Genomic DNA, 22,126 nt, shown 5'->3' with positions numbered 1-22,126 from the left:
CCGCCGACGAAAAACGAGCCATGACCGCGACCGCATCCCACGACCCCCTGTCCGTCCTGTCCGGCGGGGTGGCCACGACGGACCGCATCCGGCACGTCCGTCTCTCCACCCTGACCCTGCCGCTGGCCACCCCGATCAGCGACGCGAAGGTCCTGACGGGTCGGCAGAAGCCGATGACGGAGATCGTGTTCCTCTTCGCCGAGATCACCACCGACGCGGACCACCACGGCATCGGTTTCAGCTACTCGAAGCGGGCCGGCGGACCGGCGCAGTACGCCCATGCCCGGGAGATCGCCGACAACCTGCTGGGCGAGGACCCCAGCGACATCGGCCGGCTGTACCAGAAGCTCCTGTGGGCAGGAGCCTCGGTGGGGCGCAGCGGGGTCGCGACGCAGGCCATCGCCGCCCTCGACATCGCCCTCTACGACCTGAAGGCCAAGCGGGCCGCCCTCCCCCTGGCGAAACTGCTGGGCGCGTACCGTGACTCCGTCCGGACCTACAACACCTCGGGGGGCTTCCTCCAGGCCCCGATCGACGAGGTCAAGGAGAGGGCGACCCGGTCCCTCCAGGACGGGATCGGCGGCATCAAGATCAAGGTCGGACACCCGGACTCCCGCGTCGACCTGGCGCGTGTCACGGCGATCCGCGAGCACCTCGGACCCGGTGTCCCCCTGATGGTGGACGCGAACCAGCAGTGGGACCGGCCGACGGCCATGCGCATGGGACGGACCCTCGAGCAGTTCGACCTCGTCTGGATCGAGGAGCCCCTCGATGCCTACGACGCGGAAGGGCACGCCCACCTGGCACAGGCCCTCGACACGTCGATCGCGACCGGCGAGATGCTCTCCAGCGTCAGCGAGCACATCGACCTCATCGAGAAGGGGTCCGTCGACATCATCCAGCCCGACGCCCCACGGATCGGAGGGATCACGCCCTTCCTCCGCCTGGCGGCCCTGGCGGACCAGGCGGGGCTGCAGCTCGCCCCCCACTTCGCCATGGAGATCCACCTGCACCTGGCGGCGGCGTACCCGCGGGAGCCATGGGTCGAGCACTTCGAATGGCTGAACCCGCTGTTCAACGAACGCCTCGAGACGCAGCACGGACGCATGATCGTCCCCGATCGCCCGGGCCTCGGCTTCACCCTCAGCGACCAGGCGCACGCCTGGGTCACCGACACCGTGGAGTTCGGACGGAGGTGAGCAACCTCAGCACCGGTGTCGTCGACGAGATCCGTCGGCAGATCGTCGAGGGGCACCTGCACCCCGGCGACAAACTGCCGGCCGAGAGCGCGCTCGAGCGGGACTTCGGGGTCAGCCGCACCGTCATCAGGGAAGCCCTGTCCCGCCTGCAGGCCGCCGGCCTGGTCGAGAAGTACCGGGGCAAGGGCACGTACGTGCTCACCCGCCCCAGCGGTCACGCCTTCACTGCGCCACTGCAGGAGGCGCACAGTCACCAGGACCGGCTGGACCTCCTCGACTTCCGCATCGGCATGGAGGTCGAGGCCGCCGCGCTGGCTGCGCACCGTCGGACCGCCGGTCAGCTGGCCGCCGTCGCTGCGGCGCTCGACGCCTTCAGGCAGGCGGCTTCCCGGCCCTCGGCGGCCGTCGCGGCCGACTTCGCGTTCCATCGCTCCATCGCCATCGCCGCGAACAACCGCTTCTACCTCGACCTGCTCGAATCCCTCGGGACGACGATGATCCCGATGCCGCATCCGCGACTGGTCGAGGAGGATCACGATGAGCAGGACGCCTCCTTCGACCGCGTACTCCATGAACACCAGGCGATCCGGGACGCGATCGGGCGCCAGGACGTCCAGGGCAGCGCGGCCGCGATGCGCGCCCACCTGTCCAATACGCGGGCACGCCTGGCTGTCCCGCGGGAGCGACGGGCGCCCGGCTGAGCACCCGAGGCGCGCTACTTCTTCCGGAGCGGCGTGGGGAAGTACTCCCATTCCCGGCGGAAACGGGCCTCGGCGTCGAGGGCGGCCGCCTGCTCGAGGGCGTGCAGCCGCCCGTAACTGAACCCGTTCTCCCCCTCCTGGAAGGCCTTGGCGCCGAGCCGCCGCAGCAGCTCCCGGGTGACGATGCTGTCCTGGTGCTCGCCGAGCGTCTTCTGCATGACCTGCGCCGCGTCGGCGATCCGGGCGACCTTCTTCCGTCCGATCGGCGCGGCCGCCTCGGCGGCGTAGCGCAACCGCTTTCCGTCCTTGCGGGCCTCGTGCAGGGCGGGGTGGTCGCCGAGACCGGCGGGGTGGCTCATCGCATCGTGGACCACCCTGCGCAGGCGTTCCATGTCCCGGTTGATGAGCGCCGGGATCACGCGGGAGGCGGGCTCGGCCGCACGGGGGGTCGTCACCGGATCGGCCACGAAGGCATCGAGGGTGTCCAGGAGGCGGAAGTAGCGTCCTCCGTCCAGCGCCTTCAGCACCTGGGCGCGGAACTTCTTGTAGTCCCCTCCGAGCTCGACGTCGACCCTGCGCCCGACCGGGCCCAGCAGGAGTTCCGCGGGTTCGTCGGCGAGCATCCGCTGGAGCCGCTCGTGCATCACCTGCGCGTCCCGCGCCTTCCCGAGGACCCCGGCCAGCCACTTGAGTTCCTCGCGCAGCAGCCGGACGGCCTCGGTGTCGTCGAGGAGGGTCCGGTACGTCGCCAGGACGGACCGTGCCCTCCGGATGGACACCCTCATCCGGTGGATCGCGTCCTGCCCGTCGACCCGCACCCGGGGGTCCTGCTGCTGGAGCACGGTCACCTGCTCCCGCAGGTAGGCGAGCAGGATGTCGCCGGCCGGACCACCCGGGGTCGGGACCGGGGGCGCCGCGGGCTCGTCCGGGACACGGTCGCCCAGGATCCGTGCCAGCTTCGACCGGTGAGCGGCGGCACGTGCACCCGCCGCCGTGACGACGGCCTCCGCGGCGCCCAGCAGATCCCTCGAGCCCTCGACCAGTTCGATCTCCCACTCACGCCAGCGCAGGGTGGACGGCGCGGACCCGGGCACCTCGGCGTGCACGTGGTCGTCCATGACATCGGCGAGGATCCGGCCCTCGGCACCGCGCAGGTGGTGGACGACGCGCCGGGTGTCCAGCCGGGCGACAGGAACGAGGGCGCTGTCCCTGACGTGCACCCGGATCAGTTTCAGGAGCGACTTGGGCACCGCCGAGCCCTTGCGCAGCGGTTCATGGTACTCGTGGCGCTCGTCGGGCCCGGCCGGCAGCTTGAGATGCCACCCGGCGTCCTCGCCGCCGGTCCGCCGTCGCAGGGTGATGCGGCGGGAAGCCAGCCGCAGGTCCTCGGTATCGAAGTACTCGGCCTCCAGGTGGTACTCCACCGGCTGGTCCACCGCCTCGATCCCGGGGACGTCCTCCAGAGCGGGAAGGGGCACGTCGTCATCGATGTCGAACTTCCGCTCGATCTCCACAGCAGGCTCAGGGCGCATACGGCACTGTATATCCTCGCCCGCCCACGCGTCAGCAGCCCCATCTCCCCACCCAGGATGCTGCCGCCGGGAAATCCGGCCGAAAGACCCTAGAGGGATTCCCGATCGTGGCGCATACTGGCTGCACTCAAGGACTGGCAGGAGTCCCTGGGATGACGAAGGTGCGCGTCGGCCGCCGCGCGATCGGTTCCGCACCCCCTGACGACGAAGGACACAGCCATGACCACTGAGCAGTCCGAGGCCCGACCCATGCGCCTCCGTACCCCCTCGCCCGTGCCCGCCGCAACGGGAGACCACGTATACCGCGTCGCACATCCGCTCTCGGAATCCGAGCTCAAGCGTCAGGGCGAGCGGCGTCGCGAAGCCGAGCGCAAGCTCGCCCTCCATATCCAGAGGTACCGGGAGACCCACCCGCTCCGCCGGGCCCACTGAAGCCGCCCCGACCGTCCGCGCACGCCGCCGTCCGGCCCGCGCCATGGATCAGCAGCTGCACTTCCTCACTGTCGCGACACCGGACCTCGACGCCGCACGGTCGTTCTACGACGGCGGACTGGGCTGGACGCCGGTCCTCGACGTCCCGGACGAGGTCATCTTCTACCAGGTGGCTCCCGGGATGCTGCTCGGGTTCTTCCTCGCGGACAAGTTCGCCCGGGACCTCGGACTCGACGTCGCGCCCGCACCGGCCGGCGTCACCCTGTCCCACAACGTGGGGTCCCCCGACGACGTCCGCGCCGTCGTCACCGCGATGGCGCGCGCCGGCGCCACGGTCCTCAAGGAGCCGCAGGAGAGCGCCTTCGGCGGCATCCTCCACTCCCTCGTGAGCGATCCGATCGGAGTGACGTGGGAGATCGCCCACAATCCCCGCTGGCGCATCCTCGACGACGGCACCGTCAGCCTGGGCTGAATTGACTGGCGGAATTCCCGCTCTCCGACGCTTCAGGACGCAATGGCCGGGGTGTCACATTTCTTTTTATTCGTCGAATTCCCCGGACATCTGCCTATGGTTGTCCCAGCTTCAAGAGACGCGGTCGCCAAGCTCCGACTGGACCGCGCGCCAACCCCATGTTCCTGGGTGGTTCGGATGACGAAGCGGCCTCCTCCTCGGCACCTGGTGCTGGTCCGGTGCAGGCAAGAGCACTCCGAAAGGCACTCATCGTGAGCTGTACGGCCCTCCCCTAGCACAACTCCGGCGCGTCCCGTCCGCGTCTCCTCCTTTCTTCCCGACCCCCGGCAATTCGCGCTGTGCGCTGTGCCGGAACATTTCCGAGGAATTCACCATGAATGCATCCGCACTACCCCCTGCCCGGAATCGCCTCGCATTCCGGCGGCTGACGGCCCTCTCCGCCGTCGGCCTCCTCGCCGTCCTGACCGGGTGCGCCGGTCCGGCCGGTCCGGCCTCCGCTCCGGACGGCGACCCGGTGCCCGGCGGCATCCTGGACGTGTCGATCTCGGCCGAGCCCGGCTGCCTCGACGGCCACGGCATCTCGGCGACCCAGCAGCAGTTCCTGGGCCGCCTGATCTACGACAACGTGGTGACCCTCGACGAGGACGGGGACATCGCCCCCTACCTCGCCGAGTCCTGGGACGTCTCGGCGGACGGCAGGACCTACACGTTCCACCTCCGGCAGGGCGTGACCTTCAGCGACGGCTCGCCCTGGAACGCCGAGGTCCTCGGGCAGAACTTCGAGCACATGAGGGACCCGGCCACGAAGTCGCCCCTCGCCGCTGCGTACATCGCCCCGTACGTGGACGGCACGGTGATCGACGAGTACACCTTCGAAGCGCACCTCGCCTACCCCTACACCCCCTTCCTCTACACGCTCGCGCAGTCCTGGCTCGGCATGAACTCGGGCAAGGCCATCGCCGAGTCCCCGGAGACGCTGTGCCAGGAACCGATCGGCACCGGACCCTTCACCGTCGCCGACTACCAGCCGGGCCAGAGCATCAGCTACGCCAAGCGGGAGGGCTACGACTGGGCGCCGGCGTGGCTCGAGGGCGACGGCGAGGCGTACCTCGACGGCGTCGAGGTCACGCTCGTCAGCGAACCCGTCATCCGCCACCAGTCCCTCGTCTCCGGCCAGTACGACCTGACGGAGAACCTCGCACCGCAGAACGCCGCCGCGGTGCAGGAGGACCCCGGCTTCACGTACGAGAACCTGCCCCGCACCGGCAGCCCCTACGTCCTCAGTTTCAACCTGAGCCGCGCGCCGTTCGACGACCTCGCGGTCCGCCAGGCGTTCGCCGCCGCCGTGGACACGGACGCCGTCACGGAGAGCCTCGGCTTCGGCACCTACACCCCGATCGACGGCTTCCTGTCGAAGCAGAGCAAGTACTACGACCCGTCGGTCGAGGGCGTCCTGACCCACGACCCGGAACGCGCGAACCAGCTCCTCGACGATGCCGGCTGGACCGGCCGCGACGACGAGGGCTTCCGCACGAAGGACGGGAAGCGGCTCACGGTCGAGGTGCCCACGGTCGAGAGTTCGACGCCGAGCCCCTTGCTGGTCCAGCTGCAGGGCGAGGCCAGGAAGGTCGGCTTCGACCTCCGGATCATCCAGCTCCCCCAGGCCCAGCTCACGGAACTGCGCTACGCCGGCGACTACGACGCCCTCGCCGGGGTATGGCACACCAACACCACCGACGTCCTGTTCATCCGCTACCACTCCTCCGAGATCACCGGCGAACGGATCGGCCAGAACTCGTCCTACGTGAACGACCCCGAACTCGACGGACTGCTCTCCGCGGCGCGCGAGGCCGACGACGGACCCGAGGCCGAGGAAGCCTACGCGAAGGCCCAGCACCGGCTGCTCGAGCTCGTGCCCGGTGTGCCGCTCTACGAGAACCCGAGCCAGTTCGCCTACGCGAACACCGTGCAGGACGTCACCGTGGACACCTCGCACCCGGTGCCCGTCCTGACGTACGCCTGGAAGGCCGAGTAGGTGACCGTCCTCCGCCGCATCCTCACACGGCTCGCGGTCGGCATCGGCGTCCTCTGGGGCGCGGCGACGCTGACGTTCCTCGCGGTCCACCTCATCCCGGGCGACACCGCGCTGCTGATCCTGGGCGGACCGGACGCGCGGCCCACCGCCGAGACACTGGCGCAGGTCCGCAGCGACTACCTCCTCGACCAGCCGTTCGTCGTCCAGTACGGCAGCTATGTCGGTAACCTCCTGCAGGGCGACCTCGGGCAGTCCTACAGGCTGCGCCTGCCCGTCACCGAGGCCATCGGGCAGCAGATCGGCGCGACGGCGGCACTCGCGGCGGCCGCCGCCGTCGTCGCCCTGCCCCTGACCTTCGCGGTCGCGATCCTGTCCGCGCAGCGCGCCACCTGGATCCGGTCGATCGTCTCGGGCATCGAGGTGGTCTTCGCCGCCACGCCGACGTTCATCATCGGCTTCGCGCTGCTCATCGTCTTCTCGTTCACCCTGCGCTGGTTCCCCATCGGGGGCAACCAGGGGCCCGCCGCCCTGGTCCTCCCGGCACTCACCCTCGCCCTGGCGATCTTCGGGACGCTCTCGCAGGTCCTGCGGAACGAACTCGAGGACGTCCTGGAGCAGCCATTCATCCTGACGGCCCGCTCCCGCGGCATGCGCGACCTCCCGGTCCGGATCCGGCACGCCCTCCGGCACGCGGCCATCCCGGTCCTGACCATGTCGGGGTTCGTCGTCGCCGCACTGCTCGGCGGGTCGGTCGTCGTCGAGACCCTCTTCAGCCGGCAGGGCATCGGCTCCCTCGCCCTGGCCTCCGTCTACAACAAGGACCTGCCGGTCATCATCGGGATCGTGCTCCTCTCGGCCGCGGTCTACGTCGTCGTGAACCTCGTGATCGACCTCCTGTACACCTTCATCGACCCGAAAGTGGTGACGGCATGAGCATCGCCCCACGCACCATCCCGCCCGCCGTCGCCCCTCCCGCGGCGCTCCCGCCCCGGCGGACGGCCCCGGCCGGCACCGACCGGGTGCGGCGTCGCCGCCGAAGGGTCCGCCCCGGCATCCTGCTGGCCTCCGCGTTCCTCCTCTGGCTCGCGACGGCGGTCCTCGCCCCGGGCCTCCTCGCCCCCGCCGACCCGTACGCGGTGAACCCGGCCCGCAGCTTCGAGGCGCCCGGCGCCTCCGCGTGGTTCGGGACCGACGACTCCGGCGCCGACAACTACACACGGATCGCCCACGGCGCCGCCACCTCCCTGTACGTCGGCGTCGGCGCGACGGCGATCGGCGTGGTCGGCGGGACCGCCATCGGCCTCCTCGCCGGGCTCAACGGGCGACTGGTCGAAGCCTCGGTGATGCGCTTCCTCGACGTCACCCTCGCCATCCCCGAGATCCTGCTCGCGCTCGTGGTCATCGGCATCATCGGCGGCGGCACGGAGAACGCGATCCTCGCGATCGGCGCCGGCAGCATCGCCTACTACGCCCGGATCACGAGGGCGCAGACGCACCTCGTCCGGCGGTCGGGCTACGTCGAGGCCGCCCGTACGCTCGGCCTGCCGGCCTGGCGGATCCTCGTCACGCACACCGTCCCGAACGTCATCAAACCGGTCCTCGTCCTCGCGACGATCGGCGTCGGCTCGGCGATCGGTGCAGGCGCGTCGCTGAGCTTCCTCGGGCTGGGCACCCCTCCCCCCGCCCCGGAGTGGGGTGCGATGCTCTCGGCGGGCCGCAACTTCATCTCGAACGCGCCCTGGATGATCACCTTCCCCGCCGCGTTCCTCGTCGCCACCGTGCTGTCCATCACCGGGATCGGGCGCGAGCTCCGACGCCGTACCGAAGGGAGGCTCGCGTGAGCTCCTCCGTCCTGGCCGGCTCCGCCACCGCAACCCGCTCCGCCACCGCCGGCACCCCCGTCGTCGAACTCGAGGGGCTCTCCGTCGGGTTCGGCCACGGCAGCCACCGCCGGGAGGTCGTCCACGACCTGAGCCTGTCCATCCGCCCGGGCGAGTGCCTCGCGCTCGTCGGCGAGTCAGGCTCCGGCAAATCCGTCACCGCCCGCACCCTCGTGGGCCTCACCGGCCCTGGCTCGCACGTCCGGTCGCGCGCCCAGCGCTTCAACGGCCAGGACAGCTCCGGCTGGGGCGAACGCCAGTGGACGCGGGTCCGCGGCAGGGAGGCAGGCTTCATCCTCCAGGACGCCCTGTCCTCCCTCGACTCCCTCCGCACGGTCGGCGACGAGGTGGGCGAGGTCCTCCGCCTGCACGGGGACCTCGACCGCAGCGCCCGCCGGGAGCGCGTCGTGGAGCTCCTCACCTCCGTCGGCGTCCCCGACCCGGAGATCCGGGCCGGCCAGTACCCGCACCAGCTGTCCGGCGGGCTCCGTCAACGCGCCCTGATCGCCTCGGCCATCGCCGCGGACCCGGGCTTCCTCATCGCGGACGAGCCGACGACGGCGCTGGACGCCACGATCGCGGCGCAGGTCCTCCGCCTGCTCGGCGGCCTCAAGGGAGGCAGCACGGCGATGCTCCTGGTCAGCCACGACCTGGCCGTCGTCGCCGACCTCGCCGACCGCGTCGCGGTGATGCGTGACGGCGTCATCGTGGAGGAGGGCTCCGTCCAGGCCGTCCTGCAGGACCCGCGGCATCCCTACACCCAGGGACTGCTGGCGGCCATCCCCTCGCGTTCGTCACGCGGTCGGCGCCTGACGATCCGGGGCCCCGAGGAACCCGGCGCCGTGACGCCGGCACCCTCCCACGCGGTACCGGACCCGTCGACCCCGCCCGCCCTGGCGTTCGAGGGACTCACCAAGGCGTTCGCCGGTCCCGGTGGGAGCCGACGCACGGCGGTCGACGGCGTGTCCTTCACCCTCGGGAAGGGCACCACCCTGGGGATCGTCGGCGAATCGGGCAGCGGCAAGAGCACCGTCGCGCGCATCGCCCTCGGTGTCGAGGCACCGGATGCGGGTACCGTCCGCGTCCGCGGGCGCACCTGGGCCGAGCACCGGGCGTCGCGGGACCTCACCGCCCGGCGCTCCGTCCAGATGATCTACCAGGACCCGCTGCAGTCGTTCGACCCGCGGAAGACCGTACGGCAGGTCATCGGACAGGCCGTCGCCGCGGCAGGGACGCCCCGGACCGCGCGGGCCGGCCGCATCCTCGAACTGCTCGACCTCGTCGGCCTCCCCGCCGACAGGTCCCGCAGCCGCCCGCTGGAACTCTCCGGCGGCCAGCGGCAGCGCGTCGCCATCGCCCGGGCACTGGCCGCCGAGCCGGAGGTCATCATCTGCGACGAACCCGTCTCCGCCCTCGACATCACCGTCCAGGCCCGCATCCTCGACCTCCTCGCGGACCTGCAGGAGCGCTTCGCGCTCAGCTACCTCTTCATCTCCCACGACCTCGGCGTCATCCAGCACATCAGCCGCGAGGTGCTGGTCCTGAAGGACGGCGTGGTCCTCGACCACGGACCCGTCGCCAGGGTCTTCGACGACCCCGGGCACGAGTACACGCGCCGGCTCATCAACGCCATCCCCGACCTCCCCGCCGTCCGGAAGGACCTCCGCCCATGACACGCCAGATCGCCTTCAACCTCTTCGAGATGAACTGCGTGGGGCACATCTCCCACGGCCTGTGGGTCCACCCCGAGAACAACCGCCACCGCTTCAACGACCTCGACTTCTGGGTGGAGACGGCGAAGCTGCTCGAGGCAGGGCTCTTCGACAGCGTCTTCCTCGCCGACGTGATCGGCACGTACGACGGCTACCGGGGCGGCCCCGACACGGCCCTGCGCGAGGCCGTGCAGATCCCGAGCAACGACCCCCTGCTGATCATCCCCGCGATGGCCGCCGTGACGAAGCACCTGGGCTTCGCGGCCACGTTCTCCACGACGTACGAGCCGCCGTTCGCCTTCGCCCGGCGCGCGTCGACGCTCGACCACCTGACCAAGGGCCGGTTCGGCTGGAACATCGTCACCTCCTACCTCCCCAACGCCGCCCGGAACTTCGGGCTGGCCGACGAGGTCGAGCACGACCAGCGCTACGCCATCGCGGACGAGTACCTCGACGTCCTGTACAAGCTCTGGGAGGGGTCCTGGGACGACGACGCCGTGATCGAGGACCGCGAACGACGCGTCTACACCGATCCGTCGAAGGTCCGCTACATCGACCACCGCGGCACGCACTTCTCCGTGGCCGGACCGCACCTGAGCGCCCCCTCGCTCCAGCGCACCCCGGTGCTGTTCCAGGCCGGCAGCTCGACGGCGGGCAAGGCCTTCGCGGCACGGCATGCCGAGGGCGTGTTCGTCGGCGGCCGGGACGCCGCGGCGTACCGGGAGAACGTGCAGGACCTCCGCCGGCTCGCCGTCGCCAACGGCAGGGGCGCCGACCACATCAAGGCCTTCGCGAGCGCCGTCGTGATCGTCGGCAGGACGCACAAGGAGGCCCAGCGGAAGGCGAACGACTACCGACGCCTGTCCAGCGCCGAGGGATACCTGGCCCATGCCGGTGGCGGGGGGATCGACCTCGCGGCCTACCGGCCCGACGAGGTGATCGACGACATCCTCGCCCGCGAGGACAGGCCCGGCCGGGACCGGCAGCCCAGCAGCCGTCGCCACCCGGCCGGGACCACCGTCGGGGAGGCGCTCGAACGCATCACGCGCTTCGACCGCGGTCCCTTCGTGGCCATCGGCACGCCCACCGAGGTGGCCGACGAGATCGAGCGGTGGGTCGAGGGCACGGACCTCGACGGCTTCAACCTCCGCCAGTTCCTCAGCCCGGGCACAGCCGAGGACTTCATCGAACTCGTCGTCCCCGAACTGCAGAAACGCGGGCTGTACCGCAGGTCCTACGAGGAATCGACCCTCCGCGAGCGCCTCTTCGGACCGGGTGCCACCCGGCTCTCCGACCAGCACCCGGGCGCCCGCTACCGGGGCGGTGCCAACCTCGGCAGCGACGCAGCGTCCCTCGACGCCCCGGGTTCCCCTGCCGGACCCGTCGCCCCCGCCGCCCCGTCCTACGCCTAGGAGTCCACCGTGTCCACGACGACCCACCAGCCCCGGACGGGCGAAGCCGGTCCACCGATCGACCCACCGATCGACCCCCCGATCGACCCGCCGATCGACCCGCAGGGCGCCGCGCCGTCGACGGCGGCGCTCCGCGAGCGTTTCCGCCCCGTCTTCGACGCCGTCGCCGCCGGGGCCGCACGCCGCGAGCAGGACCGCGTGCTGCCCTTCGACGAGGTGGCGGCCTTGAAGGAGGCCGGGTTCGGCGCCCTGCGCGTGCCCGCCGAGTACGGCGGATCGGGCGCGTCACTGCGTCAGCTCTTCATCCTGCTCACCGACCTCGCAGCGGCGGACTCGAACCTCACGCAGCTCTGGCGCGGACACTTCGCCTACGTCGAGGGGACGCTGCTCCAGCCGCCGTCGGCCCACCGGGACCGCTGGCTGTTCGACATCGCGGCGGGGACCATGGTCGGTAACGCGTCGAGCGAGCTCACCGGCACGTCGCTGCGCGACATCCGCACGGCACTGGCGTCCCCCGTCCCGCCGGACGGCGCACTGACGCTCACGGGCTCGAAGTACTACAGCACCGGCAGCCTCTACGCGGACTGGATCGCGGGCAGCGCCGTGCACGACGGCGAGCGCGTCGGGTACGCGGTCCGGGCGACGGCCCCCGGCGTCGAGCGGATCGACGACTGGGACGGCTTCGGGCAGCGGCTCACGGGCAGCGGCACCACGCACTTCGCGGAGGTGCGTGTCGACCCACGGAACGTCCGCCCCTACTCCCCCGACGCGCCGAACCATGTGCACGCGTTCTTCCAGCTCGTGCTCGTCGCGTCGCTCGCCGGGATCGCCCGGGCCGCCGCGGCGGACGCGGCCGCCTTCGTCCGGCCACGCACGCGGTCCTACGTCAACGCGACGACACCGCTGCCGCGGGAGGACCCCCAGGTGCTGCAGGTGGTGGGTGAACTCGCGGGCCACGCGTTCGCGGCGGACGCCGTCGTGCTGGCCGCCGCCGATCTCCTGGACACCGCGTTCGGGCGGCTCCTGGCCGGCGTCACCGCCGGCGGGCCGGGCGAGGAGGGACCCGCAGCGGCAAGCGGCGCCGCCCGCGCTGCGCTGGACGACGCCGACATCGCGGTCAGTCAGGCGCAGCTGGTCGCCGTCGACCGGGCCCTGAGCGCGGCCACCCACCTGTTCGAGGTCGGCGGGGCGTCGGCGACGTCCACCGGGCGGGCCCTCGACCGGCACTGGCGCAATGCGCGCACCATCTCCTCGCACAACCCCGCCATCTACAAGGCCCGGTCTGTGGGCTACTGGGCCGTCCACGGGGAGCGCGAACCGCAGCCGGGCGGCTCCTGAGCCCCGCTCCGGCGCCGCGAGCGCCACCCTGCGGCTAGCGTGGGAACATGACGCACGAGTTCCGGTACGACATCGAGATCCTGCACCTGCTCGTGTCCCCCGCGCACGCCTACTTCGGCCGGGCGCGGGACGGTGCCGCCGACGTCCCCACCACCGATGCGGAGCAGGTGGAGGTCGTCGCCGGGAAGGGGATCGTGGGGGACCGGTTCTTCGGCAAGGCCGCGCACATGGATGCCGCCGTGACCCTGTTCGCCGTCGAGTCCCTCGAGGCCATCGCCACGGAGCTGGGGGCGGCCCCCTTCGACCCGCTCCTCCCCCGCCGCAACGTGGTGCTGCGCGGCGCCGAACTCCCGCCGCTCATCGGCCAGGACTTCGTCCTCGAGTCGGCCGGGGCGAGCGTCGCGTTCCACGGCGGCCGGCACGCCCATCCCTGCGCCTGGATGGACCGGGTCCTGGCCCCGGGGGCCCACAAGGCGATGCGGGGCAGGGGCGGCCTGCGGTGCCGTCCGCTGGGCAGCGGGACGCTCCACCGCGGACCGGCAGTCCTCGTCAGCCCCGTCGCCCTGGACCCGGGCAGGGCGGACCACGCCTCCGTGCTGCGGCCCTCCCGCCTGCCCTGAGCCCCTCCACGACGGGGACCATCCCGGGCATCATCCCGGGTGATACCCCGCCGTTCCCGGCAGGTCTCCGCGGGGTCGCAGCGATCTCCGGGCGATACCGCCGAGAATCACCCGGATCAGGTGATACGGCGGGACCCGCGATACCCCACCATGGGGTATCGGTCAGGGTGGACCCGCCAGTCGGTGCTCCACGGCCACGGCACGGGCGGCGGACGTCCGGGAGGGAGGGCTACCATGGCGGCACAGCCGGGTCCCGACGTCCTGCAGCACCGCCGGTCCGGAGGGACTCCGCACCGGCTCACGTCGGGGGCGCCCGTCGGCCGGCTCCCTCCCCCGGCACGACAGGGCAGCACCCCCGCCACGGATCGCCGGACGGTCGTCGGAGCGGTGGTGCTCGCGTGCGTCCCGGTAGCGCCCCGGACCCCCCTGCAGCTCGCCGCGACCGCGGACATCGCCCAGGTGGTGCTGGTCCTCTCCGGGTCGGTCGCCCTGCGCGGCGGCCGGGGCCCCCTGGTGCCCGTCGACCGCGGCGTCGTCGCGGCCTCCCGCGGGGCCCTGACGCTCGACGGGAGCGGCCCTGCGGCGGTCCTGCTCGTCACCCTCCCCCTGGACGTGCTGTCGCGGCGCGGCATCCGCCTGCCCGCCGGCACGGCGAGGACCTGCGCGGACGGAGCACTCCTCGGTCCGCTGCGCGAGTTCGCGTACGCCCTCCACCGGTCCCCTCCCACCTCGCGGGAGGCCTCCGGTGCGGCGGAGCGGGGCGTCGTCGAACTCCTCGTCGGGGCCCTGCTGGAGTCCGAGCCCCCCAGCATGGACAACGCAGCCCTGCGCGGACTGCTCCGCACCCGCGCCACCACGATCGTCCGGCACCGCTTCACCGACCCCGCGCTCCGACCCCGCCTGGTCGCACTCGAGCTCAACGTCTCGCTGCGTCACCTCCAGCGCGCGTTCGAGGGGTCGGGCACGACGGTCGCCCTCGAGATACGCCGCGCCAGGAGCGAGTACGCCGCGATACTCCTCGACACGTTGACCGGCCCCGAGCGTTCCGACCGCCGCATCGCAGCACGCGCCGGCTTCACGTCCGCGAGCCAGCTACGCGCCGCCTTCGACGACCACTTCGGGATGCCCACGTCCTCCTACCGTCTGCTCGCCCCGGCCCGGGTCCTGCAGCCCTCGCCGTGAGACGCCGGCGCCCAGCGTGCGCCGCAGCTCCGACGGCGAGACACCGAACCGCGCCCGCACGCGCGACCGCAGTTCGAAGGCCGAGGAGAATCCCGACCGGCGCGCGATCTCGTTGACCGTGAGCTCGCGCGAGGCCGGGGCGGCGAGCAGCAGGCAGGCGTTGTCGGTGCGGCGCTCGCTGATCTCCGCGGCGATGCTCGTGCCGCTGCCCTCGAACGCACGCTGCAGGTGGCGCAGCGACACCCCGACCGCCTCGGCGATCGAGGCCGGGGTCAGCAGCGGATCACCGAACGATCCGTCGATGAGATCGATCGCGGTCCGGCGCAGCCGCCAGCGCTGGTCGGCCCGGGGATCGGCATCACCGAGGCCGTCACCGTAGACGGCCACCAGCAGGTTCTCGAGCACCCGCGCCGCCACCACGGTGCTCACGGCGTTCCTGCCGTCCTGCGCGTCGATGAGTGCCGAGGCGAACGCGGCCACCGGTCCGGCGAGCGCACCGCGCCTCACGAGGCATTCACCGACCCGCAGGTCCACCCCGCGCTCCCGGAGACGGGCGGAGGGCACGAGGAGGTGGATCCAGCGGGTGGGGACACCGCTCTCGAGGACGAGGTCGATCGGTTCCGCGAGGATCAGCGCCTCGCCCTGCTGCACGGGTACGGGCGAGGCACCCGCCGGCGTGACGCACGCACGTCCACGGGCTGCGAACGCCAGGTACGTCATCCCACGGAGGGCCACGGACGCGGCGGTCACCCTGAGGGCGGTCTGCGTGGTCACGGCGACGATCATGCCCCCCACCGCCTTCGCCCGCACGGTCAGCTCCGGATCGTCACCGCCCGCGGGCGACAGGGACAGGCCGTCGACGCCGGGGCACACCCAGCGGCCGTCCTTCTCCGGCACGAAGGTGAGCCCTTCCAGCACCTCCGGTGGCACGTCACCCGACATACCCGTCCCGCCTCCCGTCCCGCGACGATCCCCCCGCTCGTCCGTCCGACCCGCTCGAGGGTCTGCCCGGTCCCCCTGCGCAACTCCTCCCTCCGATTCTGCGGGATCACCGCTGCGGTGGCGACCCGTGCCGGCTCGCCGAGTCCTATCGGACGCCCGGCCGGCATCAGTCCAGCGACACCCCGGGGAGGGCCCGCGGACCTGCCCCTACCATGGCGGCACCGGTAGGCGCGGGCGGAGCGGGGTGCAGGCATGGAGCGACCGGCGGGTGGACCATGACGGACGGCGCGATCCTCGCTGCGGTCCTGGGCATCTCCCACGCCGTCCTCGGCTTCGTCGCGACGGTCTACGTCTCGGCGAACCGGCACCCCTCCGCCGCGATCGCCTGGGTGCTGACCATCATCTTCATCCCCCTGCTCGGTGCGCTCGCCTTCCTGCTCGTGGGCGTAGGACGGCTGCCCCGCGAGCGGCGGGAGGCGCAGCGCAGGTTCAACGAGCGGGTGATGGAACGGCCGCAGGTCCTCGCGGCCGTCGACCACAGGGACACCTGGCCGCCGTGGCTCGCCTCCGCCGTGGCCCTCAATGCGCACCTCGGAGCGCTTCCCATGACCGCCGGGAACCGGGGCCTGCTGCTCGGCGACTACGACGACGCCCTGCAGCGCATGGTGCGACGGATCGATGCTGCCCGCAGCACCGTCCACGTCGAGTTCTACATCCTCGTGCTCGACGACGCGACGGCGCCGCTGTTCGCGGCGCTCACCAGGGCCAGGGCCCGCGGCGTGGTGGTCCGCGTGCTCTTCGACCACGCCGCGAGCTTCCTCCTCCCCAGGCGCCGGGCCACGCAGGCCGCCCTGACGACGATGGGGGCGCAATGGCATCCGATGCTCCCCCTGCGGCCCCTGCAGCGCCAGTGGCAACGCCCGGACATGCGCAACCACCGCAAGCTGCTCATCGTCGACGGCGACGCCGCCTTCACCGGCTCGCAGAACCTCATCGACGCCACCTACCTCAAGAGGAGGAACCTCGCACGCGGCCTGCGCTGGAAGGAACTCATGGTGATGCTCGAAGGCCCGGCGGTCGCGGAACTGTCCGCCGTCTTCGCGAGCGACTGGTACAGCGAGACCGGCGAGGCCCTCGTCCCGACACCGGCGGGGAGCAGGGCGGACGCGGGCATCAGACTCGGCTCGTCCCGCTCCGCACCGACCAGCGGGCTGTTCCTCGGGTCGGAGCGCCGGCTGCCGGGGGCGACCGCGGACGTGCAGATCGTCCCGAGCGGCCCGACGTTCGAGAACGCGAACAACCTCAAGCTGTACGTCCACATGATCCAGAACGCGACGCGACGCGTCACCATCACCAGCCCGTACTTCGTGCCGGAGGAGTCACTGATGCTGGCCATCGTCACGGCGGCCGCCCGCGGTGTCCGGGTCGACCTGTTCGTGTCCGCCATCGCGGACCAGCCCCTGGTGCACCACGCGCAGCGCTCCTACTACGAGGCGCTCCTGAGGGCCGGCGTCAGGGTGTGGCTCTACCGGGCCCCGCACGTCCTCCACAGCAAGCACTTCAGCATCGACGACGACGTGGCGGTGATCGGCTCGAGCAACATGGACATCCGGTCCTTCGCGCTCAACATGGAGGTGTCCGTCCTCATCCGGGATCCGGCCCTGGTCGCGGAACTGGATGCCGTCGAGGACGGTTACCGCCGCAACAGTGATCCCCTCCTCCTCGACGACTGGCTGCGGCGGCCGGCCGGCGACAAGATCGTCGACAACCTCGCCCGGCTCACGTCGTCCCTGCAGTAGCCGCCGCCTCCACCGCCGCCCGCCGGTCCGTCGAGGCCTCCCCGCCGGTCGTCACTCCGGTCGCCCGGTCCGCCTGCCCGGTCGGGCCGATCCCCCGATCAGTTCAACGGGTCGACGCGGCGGTCCCAGCGGAAATCCGCCTCCGCAGCCGCCAGGACGGCGCACGCGTCCTCGAGACGATCGACAGGACGCTCGCCGCCCAAGGACCCGGAAGCGAGACAGAACCAGGCGAGGATCCTCCGGTCACGGCAGCCGGAGGTCCGCCCGATCCGGGCCACGCCGGCGATGAGCGGACGGACGGAACGCGCCATGAGATCGAACTGGAAGCCCGGGTAGAGCACCCTCCCCGCGCGCGTCGCGACGCCGAGGATCCTCCGGTCGGCCGCGAGGCACCCCGCGGGTGGGCTGGAAGGACCGAGGAGCGCGTCGACGGCAGGACCTTGGAGGAGGCCGAACTCCTCGGCGATCGACCGCCACACGGTGTCGGAGGGCCGGGCGGCCCGGGTGGGGGTCGCAGGGACGGAGCGGCGGCTCCGCGGCATCGCGCTCGCGACGGACGCCTGCAGTCGTGCCTTCGCGTCGGTCGATGCACGCCGTGGTGGAACCATGCCCGGACCCCCCTCTGGAGCAGCTCGGGACGCGCCGGGACGCGCGTCCTCGTGGGCCAGTCTGGTGTTCCTGCGCCTCCTGTGGAGGGCCGTGGCGCGCGATTGCACTGCCCTGTGCGCGACAGGCCCCACCGGCGCAGGGAACGGCCCGGTCCGGACCGTATCCCGACCCGTACCTCCGGCGCCTGTGCGGCCGACGTCCTATGCCGAGAACGCGACCTCTCCGGCGGTCGCGACACCCGCGGTCCGGCCGGGCGCCGACTGGTACTGCCAGTACAGGTTGGTGTGGCCGATGACCTGGTCCGGCGTGGGCGCCCCGTAGGCGCTCAGGTCCTCGGTGGTGTGGGCGTCGCCCACGAGGGTGACGTCGTAGCCGCGCGCGAAGGCCCCGTGGATGGTGGAGCGGATGCACGCATCCGTCTGGGCGCCCGAGACCACGAGCCGGCCGACGCCCGCCGCCGCGAGCACCTCCTCGAGATCGGTGCCCTCGAAGGCGTCGCCGTAGGTCTTGTGCACGAGCGCTTCGGATTCGCGCCGCTCGAGCTCGGGCACGATCTTCCAGGGATCGCTGCCCGCCTCGAGGTCGGCGTCGGAGTGCTGCACCCAGACCACCGGCGCGGCCTCGCTACGCGCCCTGCCCACGAGGTCGTTGATGGTCGCGACCACCGCGTCCCTCGCGTGGGCGCCGGCGACGACGCCGTTCTGCACGTCGATGACCAGGAGCGCGGTGTTCGGGCGGTTCGGGAGGGTGGTCATGACTGCTCCTCGGGGCTGGATCGGCTGCTCTGCTCGTCGGGTGGGTCCCGGCTGCGACGAGCGTATCGGCCCGGAGGGGTCCCCGCAGGAGCATCGAGGTCAGGATCGGTCCGCAACGGCGGCGGCCGCTGCGGACCCATTCCCGCTCCCAGCCGCCCTGCGGGGTCGGCGCCCGCGTCAGGAGCCGCTGTACGCCGCTTCGAGGGCCGCGATGTCCAGCTTGCGCATCGCCAGCATGGCCGTCATCGCGCGCCGCGCACCCTCGGCGTCGTCGCCGCCGATCAGGCCCGGCAGCACCGTCGGGATGACCTGCCACGACAGGCCGAACCGGTCCTTGAGCCAGCCGCACTGGCTCTCCTCGCCCCCCTCGGTCAGCGCCGACCAGTAGTGGTCCACCTCGGCCTGGTCGCCGCAGGAGATCTGGAAGGACACGGCTTCGGTGAAGGAGAACTGCGGACCTCCGTTGAGGGCGACGAACGGCTGCCCGTCGAGCTCGAACGAGACCGTGAGGGCAGGAGCCCCCGGTTCCTGCCCCGCACGGGAGACGCTGACGATGCGCGAGTTCCGCACCACGGACGTGTACAGCGTGGCGGCCTCCTCGGCCTGACCGTCGAACCAGAGGCACGGGGTGATCGATCCCATCGCGGGTGTCCTTCGCTCATGTCCGCGCTTCTGCGCGCAGGCCGTCGCCCGAATGTAGTTGACGGCTCCTCCATCGACAACCACTAGGCTGGAATCATGACCCGCCCCCCTGTCCGCTCTTCCGCGCGGAGCCAGCAGGGCACGGGGTCGCCGAGTTCCGTCGCGTGGTGCGTCGCCGACGTCGTCCTCGTCCTCGCGTTCGCCGCGTCCGGTCGCCGCACGCACGAGCACGGCGTCACCGTGGTGGGCGTCCTCGAGACGGCCTGGCCGTTCCTCCTCGCCTACGCGGTCACGGCGCTCGTGGCACGGGCCTGGCGTACGCCCGCCGCCCCCTGGCCCACGGCGGTCGCGCTGTGGCTTGGGACCGTCGCCGGCGGGCTCGCCCTGCGAGCCGTCTCCGGAGCCGGCGTGGCCCTCAGCTTCCAGGTCGTGACCCTGCTCGTCCTCGGCGTGTTCCTGCTGGCGCCGCGGGCCGTGGCGCGGGTGATCGGCAGGCGCCGCCATGGGCCGGTAGCGTAGGTGCCGAGGTCCCTACCCGAAAGGCACGCCATGATCACCGCATTCGTCCTCATCCAGACCGATGCCGCGCGCATCCCCGAGAGCGCCCAGGCCATCTCCGAGATCGAGGGCATCAGCGAGGTCTACTCGGTGACGGGTGAGTGGGACCTCATCGCCATCGCCCGCGTGAGCCGCCACGAGGACCTCGCGGACGTCATCGCGGACCGCCTCTCGAAGATCGAGGGCATACGGTCGACGACGACGCAGATCGCCTTCCGCTCCTACTCGCAGCACGACCTCGACGCAGCATTCTCGCTCGGGTTCGACAGCTGAGGCGCCGCACCGGCTGCCTCCCCTGCGCCGACAGCCCGCCGGTCGGACGCGGCCCCGCGGGGTGTGCCTGCGGCGCAGCAGGCGGTAGTAGGCGGTAGTAGGCGGTAGTAGGCGGTAGTAGGCGGTAGTAGGCGGTCAGTAGGACCGGCTGACCTCGACCCACCGCTCGAGCACGCCCGCCGCGGCCCCGGAGTCGATCGACGCTCGGGCCCGGTCCATGGCCGCCCGGATCCGGTCCACGAGGGCCCCGTCGGCGGCGGCGTCGAGCGCCACGAGGCCCGCCGCGGCATTCAGGACGACGGCGTCGCGCACCGGCCCGGTGTTCCCGGCCAGCACGCCCCGCACCACGGCCGCGTTCCCGTGCGCGTCGGTGCCACGGAGCGCATCGACCGGGACGGCGTCGAGCCCGAAGTCGCCCGGGTGCACCTGATGCGCCAGCACCCGGCCGTCGCGGACCTCCCACACGGTGGAGGCCCCGCTGGTCGTCAGCTTGTCGCGGCCGTCATCGCCCCGGAAAACGAGAGCGCGGACACCGCGTGCGGCGAGTACACCGGCCATGAGCGGCGCCATCCTCGCATCGGCGCAGCCGAGCGCCTGGGCCGTGACACCCGCCGGGTTGCTCAGCGGCCCGAGGAAGTTGAACGCGGTCGGCACGCCGAGCTCGCGCCTCGGCACCGCCACGTGCTTCATCGAGGGATGGAAGACCTGTGCGAAGCAGAACGTGATCCCCGCGAGCTCGGCGGTCCTCGCGACGTCGGACGGTGCGAGGTCGAGCCGGACGCCCAGCTCCTCGATGACGTCCGCCGCACCCGACGCCGACGACGCCCCGCGGTTCCCGTGCTTGACGACCTTCGCGCCCGCGCCGACGGCTACGAGCGACGCCATGGTCGAGATGTTCAGGGTGTTCAGCCCGTCGCCGCCCGTGCCGACGATGTCCAGGGTGGGTCCCTCGACCGCGATGCGGTGCGCCCTGCCCAGCATCGCCTGAACGAGTCCGACCAGTTCCTCGACCGACTCGCCCTTGGCGCGCAGGGCGATCAGGAAGCCGGCGATCTGGGCGTGGCTCGCCTCACCGGCCATGATCGTGTCCATCGCCCAGCGGCTCTGCTCCGTGGTCAGATCCGTCCTCGCCAGGAGCGAGGAGAAGATCGACGGCCAGGTCGGTTGTGCCTTGTCAGGGATCGTTGTCGGGCTCACCGTCCCAGATTATCTACGAATTGTAGAAAGTCATCATGGGGAACTTCCGCGGAAATACGGGCGTTGGGGCTCCCCGCCGCCTCCCGGCCCCTCCCGGAGGGCTGTTTCGCGTTGGTGATCGTGATGTTGTTGGGGACATAATGACTCTGTGACATCTGCGACCCAAGCCCCCAGCGCCGTCCCGCATCCCGCGCTCAACCGCCCCAACATGGTCTCCGTAGGGACCGTCGTGTGGCTGTCCAGCGAGCTGATGTTCTTCGCGGCCCTCTTTGCCATGTACTTCACCCTGCGATCCACTTCGAGCGAGATGTGGGCCATGGAGACCGAGAAGCTGAACGTCCCGTTCGCCCTCGTCAACACCGTCATCCTGGTGTCGAGCTCCTTCAGCTGCCAGTTCGGCGTGTTCGCCGCCGAGCGACTGCAGCCGCGCCGGACGGGCGGGGTGTTCGCGATGGCTCGATGGGGCATGGTCGAGTGGTTCCTGCTGACCTTCGTCATGGGAGCGATCTTCGTCTCCGTGCAGGCCTACGAGTACGCCGAGCTGGTGTCCGAGGGCGTCGCGCTCTCCTCCAACGCCTTCGGGTCGGCCTTCTACATCACCACCGGCTTCCACGGGCTCCACGTCGTCGGTGGCCTCGTCGCCTTCCTCTTCATCATCGGCCGCGCGTTCATCGCCCGCCAGTTCGGCCACTTCGAAGCCACTTCGGCGATCGTGACGTCCTACTACTGGCACTTCGTTGACGTCGTCTGGATCGGCCTGTTCATCATCATCTACTTCCTCCAGTAACTGCCTCACATAGACTCTTCTACTAGATGTAGAATTCAATGAAGAACTC

General features: G+C 71.5%; 22 protein-coding genes and 1 riboswitch. Of the genes, 16 read left to right on the top strand and 6 right to left on the bottom strand.

Annotated features, from left to right (window positions below; translation table 11 throughout):
• Positions 1-68: 68 nt before the first annotated feature.
• Both ACX80K_RS02335 and ACX80K_RS02330 read left to right on the top strand, forming a co-directional pair.
• The gene (locus ACX80K_RS02335) at positions 69-1,199 is read left to right on the top strand and encodes an L-talarate/galactarate dehydratase (RefSeq protein ID WP_459270668.1); all 1,131 of its coding nucleotides are present in this window, start codon (positions 69-71) and stop codon (positions 1,197-1,199) included.
• A complete protein-coding gene (locus ACX80K_RS02330; protein ID WP_459270256.1) occupies positions 1,196-1,900 on the top strand; it encodes a FadR/GntR family transcriptional regulator in 705 nt (234 codons plus the stop codon). The genes ACX80K_RS02335 and ACX80K_RS02330 overlap by 4 nt, the downstream gene beginning before the upstream one ends.
• 14 nt (positions 1,901-1,914) lie before the next feature.
• Here the strand turns inward: ACX80K_RS02330 and ACX80K_RS02325 are convergent, their stop codons facing one another.
• A complete protein-coding gene (locus tag ACX80K_RS02325) occupies positions 1,915-3,432 on the bottom strand; it encodes a CYTH and CHAD domain-containing protein (protein WP_459270255.1) in 1,518 nt (505 codons plus the stop codon).
• A 219-nt stretch (positions 3,433-3,651) separates the two neighbouring features.
• Here ACX80K_RS02325 and ACX80K_RS02320 point away from each other — a divergent pair, with 219 nt between their 5' ends.
• The 10 genes from ACX80K_RS02320 to ACX80K_RS02275 all read left to right on the top strand — a co-directional run bounded on the left by ACX80K_RS02320 (position 3,652) and on the right by ACX80K_RS02275 (position 14,515).
• Positions 3,652-3,864: a hypothetical protein gene (locus ACX80K_RS02320; protein ID WP_459270254.1), complete on the top strand. Its 213-nt coding sequence runs from the start codon at positions 3,652-3,654 to the stop codon at positions 3,862-3,864.
• Positions 3,865-3,907: 43 nt separating this feature from the next.
• Positions 3,908-4,336 carry a VOC family protein gene (locus ACX80K_RS02315; RefSeq protein ID WP_459270253.1) on the top strand — a complete coding sequence of 143 codons (429 nt, stop codon included), beginning with the start codon at positions 3,908-3,910 and terminating at the stop codon, positions 4,334-4,336.
• A gap of 109 nt (positions 4,337-4,445) precedes the next feature.
• Positions 4,446-4,573: riboswitch (SAM riboswitch) on the top strand.
• Between the two features lie 136 nt (positions 4,574-4,709).
• A complete protein-coding gene (locus ACX80K_RS02310) occupies positions 4,710-6,371 on the top strand; it encodes an ABC transporter substrate-binding protein (protein ID WP_459270252.1) in 1,662 nt (553 codons plus the stop codon).
• A complete protein-coding gene (locus ACX80K_RS02305) occupies positions 6,372-7,304 on the top strand; it encodes an ABC transporter permease (RefSeq protein WP_459270251.1) in 933 nt (310 codons plus the stop codon).
• Positions 7,301-8,212: an ABC transporter permease gene (locus ACX80K_RS02300; RefSeq protein ID WP_459270250.1), complete on the top strand. Its 912-nt coding sequence runs from the start codon at positions 7,301-7,303 to the stop codon at positions 8,210-8,212. The genes ACX80K_RS02305 and ACX80K_RS02300 overlap by 4 nt, the downstream gene beginning before the upstream one ends.
• Positions 8,209-9,924 carry a dipeptide ABC transporter ATP-binding protein gene (locus ACX80K_RS02295; protein ID WP_459270249.1) on the top strand — a complete coding sequence of 572 codons (1,716 nt, stop codon included), beginning with the start codon at positions 8,209-8,211 and terminating at the stop codon, positions 9,922-9,924. The genes ACX80K_RS02300 and ACX80K_RS02295 overlap by 4 nt, the downstream gene beginning before the upstream one ends.
• Positions 9,921-11,375: an LLM class flavin-dependent oxidoreductase gene (locus ACX80K_RS02290; protein WP_459270248.1), complete on the top strand. Its 1,455-nt coding sequence runs from the start codon at positions 9,921-9,923 to the stop codon at positions 11,373-11,375. Before ACX80K_RS02295 ends, ACX80K_RS02290 begins: the two co-directional genes overlap by 4 nt.
• A gap of 9 nt (positions 11,376-11,384) precedes the next feature.
• Entirely contained in the window at positions 11,385-12,713 is a 1,329-nt protein-coding gene (locus tag ACX80K_RS02285) for an acyl-CoA dehydrogenase family protein (protein WP_459270247.1), read from the top strand.
• A gap of 47 nt (positions 12,714-12,760) precedes the next feature.
• Positions 12,761-13,333: an MOSC domain-containing protein gene (locus ACX80K_RS02280; RefSeq protein ID WP_459270246.1), complete on the top strand. Its 573-nt coding sequence runs from the start codon at positions 12,761-12,763 to the stop codon at positions 13,331-13,333.
• A gap of 234 nt (positions 13,334-13,567) precedes the next feature.
• On the top strand, positions 13,568-14,515 hold the full coding sequence (locus tag ACX80K_RS02275) for a helix-turn-helix domain-containing protein (RefSeq protein ID WP_459270245.1): 948 nt from the start codon (positions 13,568-13,570) through the stop codon (positions 14,513-14,515).
• On the opposite strand, the gene ACX80K_RS02270 is transcribed toward ACX80K_RS02275, so the two are convergent.
• A complete protein-coding gene (locus ACX80K_RS02270) occupies positions 14,426-15,457 on the bottom strand; it encodes a helix-turn-helix transcriptional regulator (protein WP_459270244.1) in 1,032 nt (343 codons plus the stop codon). The two genes, ACX80K_RS02275 and ACX80K_RS02270, sit on opposite strands and share 90 nt — an antisense overlap.
• Before the next feature lie 275 nt (positions 15,458-15,732).
• Between ACX80K_RS02270 and ACX80K_RS02265 the strand changes: the two genes are divergently transcribed.
• Complete coding sequence (locus tag ACX80K_RS02265; protein WP_459270243.1) at positions 15,733-17,256, top strand: phospholipase D-like domain-containing protein; 1,524 nt, start codon at positions 15,733-15,735, stop codon at positions 17,254-17,256.
• 98 nt (positions 17,257-17,354) lie between these two features.
• Here ACX80K_RS02265 and ACX80K_RS02260 read toward each other — a convergent pair whose 3' ends face one another.
• From ACX80K_RS02260 to ACX80K_RS02250, 3 genes are all read right to left on the bottom strand, one after another.
• Positions 17,355-17,864 (bottom strand): hypothetical protein, encoded by a 510-nt coding sequence (locus ACX80K_RS02260; protein ID WP_459270242.1) that lies wholly within the window; start codon positions 17,862-17,864, stop codon positions 17,355-17,357.
• A gap of 201 nt (positions 17,865-18,065) precedes the next feature.
• Complete coding sequence (locus ACX80K_RS02255) at positions 18,066-18,620, bottom strand: cysteine hydrolase family protein (RefSeq protein ID WP_459270241.1); 555 nt, start codon at positions 18,618-18,620, stop codon at positions 18,066-18,068.
• Positions 18,621-18,797: 177 nt separating this feature from the next.
• Positions 18,798-19,262 (bottom strand): VOC family protein, encoded by a 465-nt coding sequence (locus tag ACX80K_RS02250; protein WP_459270240.1) that lies wholly within the window; start codon positions 19,260-19,262, stop codon positions 18,798-18,800.
• Between the two features lie 96 nt (positions 19,263-19,358).
• On the opposite strand from ACX80K_RS02250, the gene ACX80K_RS02245 reads away from it, so the two are divergent.
• Complete coding sequence (locus ACX80K_RS02245; protein WP_459270239.1) at positions 19,359-19,781, top strand: DUF3054 domain-containing protein; 423 nt, start codon at positions 19,359-19,361, stop codon at positions 19,779-19,781.
• 30 nt (positions 19,782-19,811) lie between these two features.
• The gene (locus ACX80K_RS02240) at positions 19,812-20,093 is read left to right on the top strand and encodes an Lrp/AsnC family transcriptional regulator (RefSeq protein WP_307082996.1); all 282 of its coding nucleotides are present in this window, start codon (positions 19,812-19,814) and stop codon (positions 20,091-20,093) included.
• Between the two features lie 135 nt (positions 20,094-20,228).
• Here ACX80K_RS02240 and trpD read toward each other — a convergent pair whose 3' ends face one another.
• Positions 20,229-21,290, bottom strand: coding sequence for an anthranilate phosphoribosyltransferase (gene trpD, locus ACX80K_RS02235; RefSeq protein ID WP_459270238.1), 1,062 nt, complete (start codon positions 21,288-21,290; stop codon positions 20,229-20,231).
• 148 nt (positions 21,291-21,438) lie between these two features.
• On the opposite strand from trpD, the gene ctaE reads away from it, so the two are divergent.
• A complete protein-coding gene (gene ctaE, locus ACX80K_RS02230; protein WP_104179730.1) occupies positions 21,439-22,077 on the top strand; it encodes an aa3-type cytochrome oxidase subunit III in 639 nt (212 codons plus the stop codon).
• Positions 22,078-22,126 lie beyond the last annotated feature (49 nt).

The organism is Arthrobacter sorbitolis (assembly GCF_054510995.1).
The sequence above is the reverse complement of the archived record's forward strand: the minus strand, read 5'-3'. Positions and strand labels throughout refer to the sequence as shown.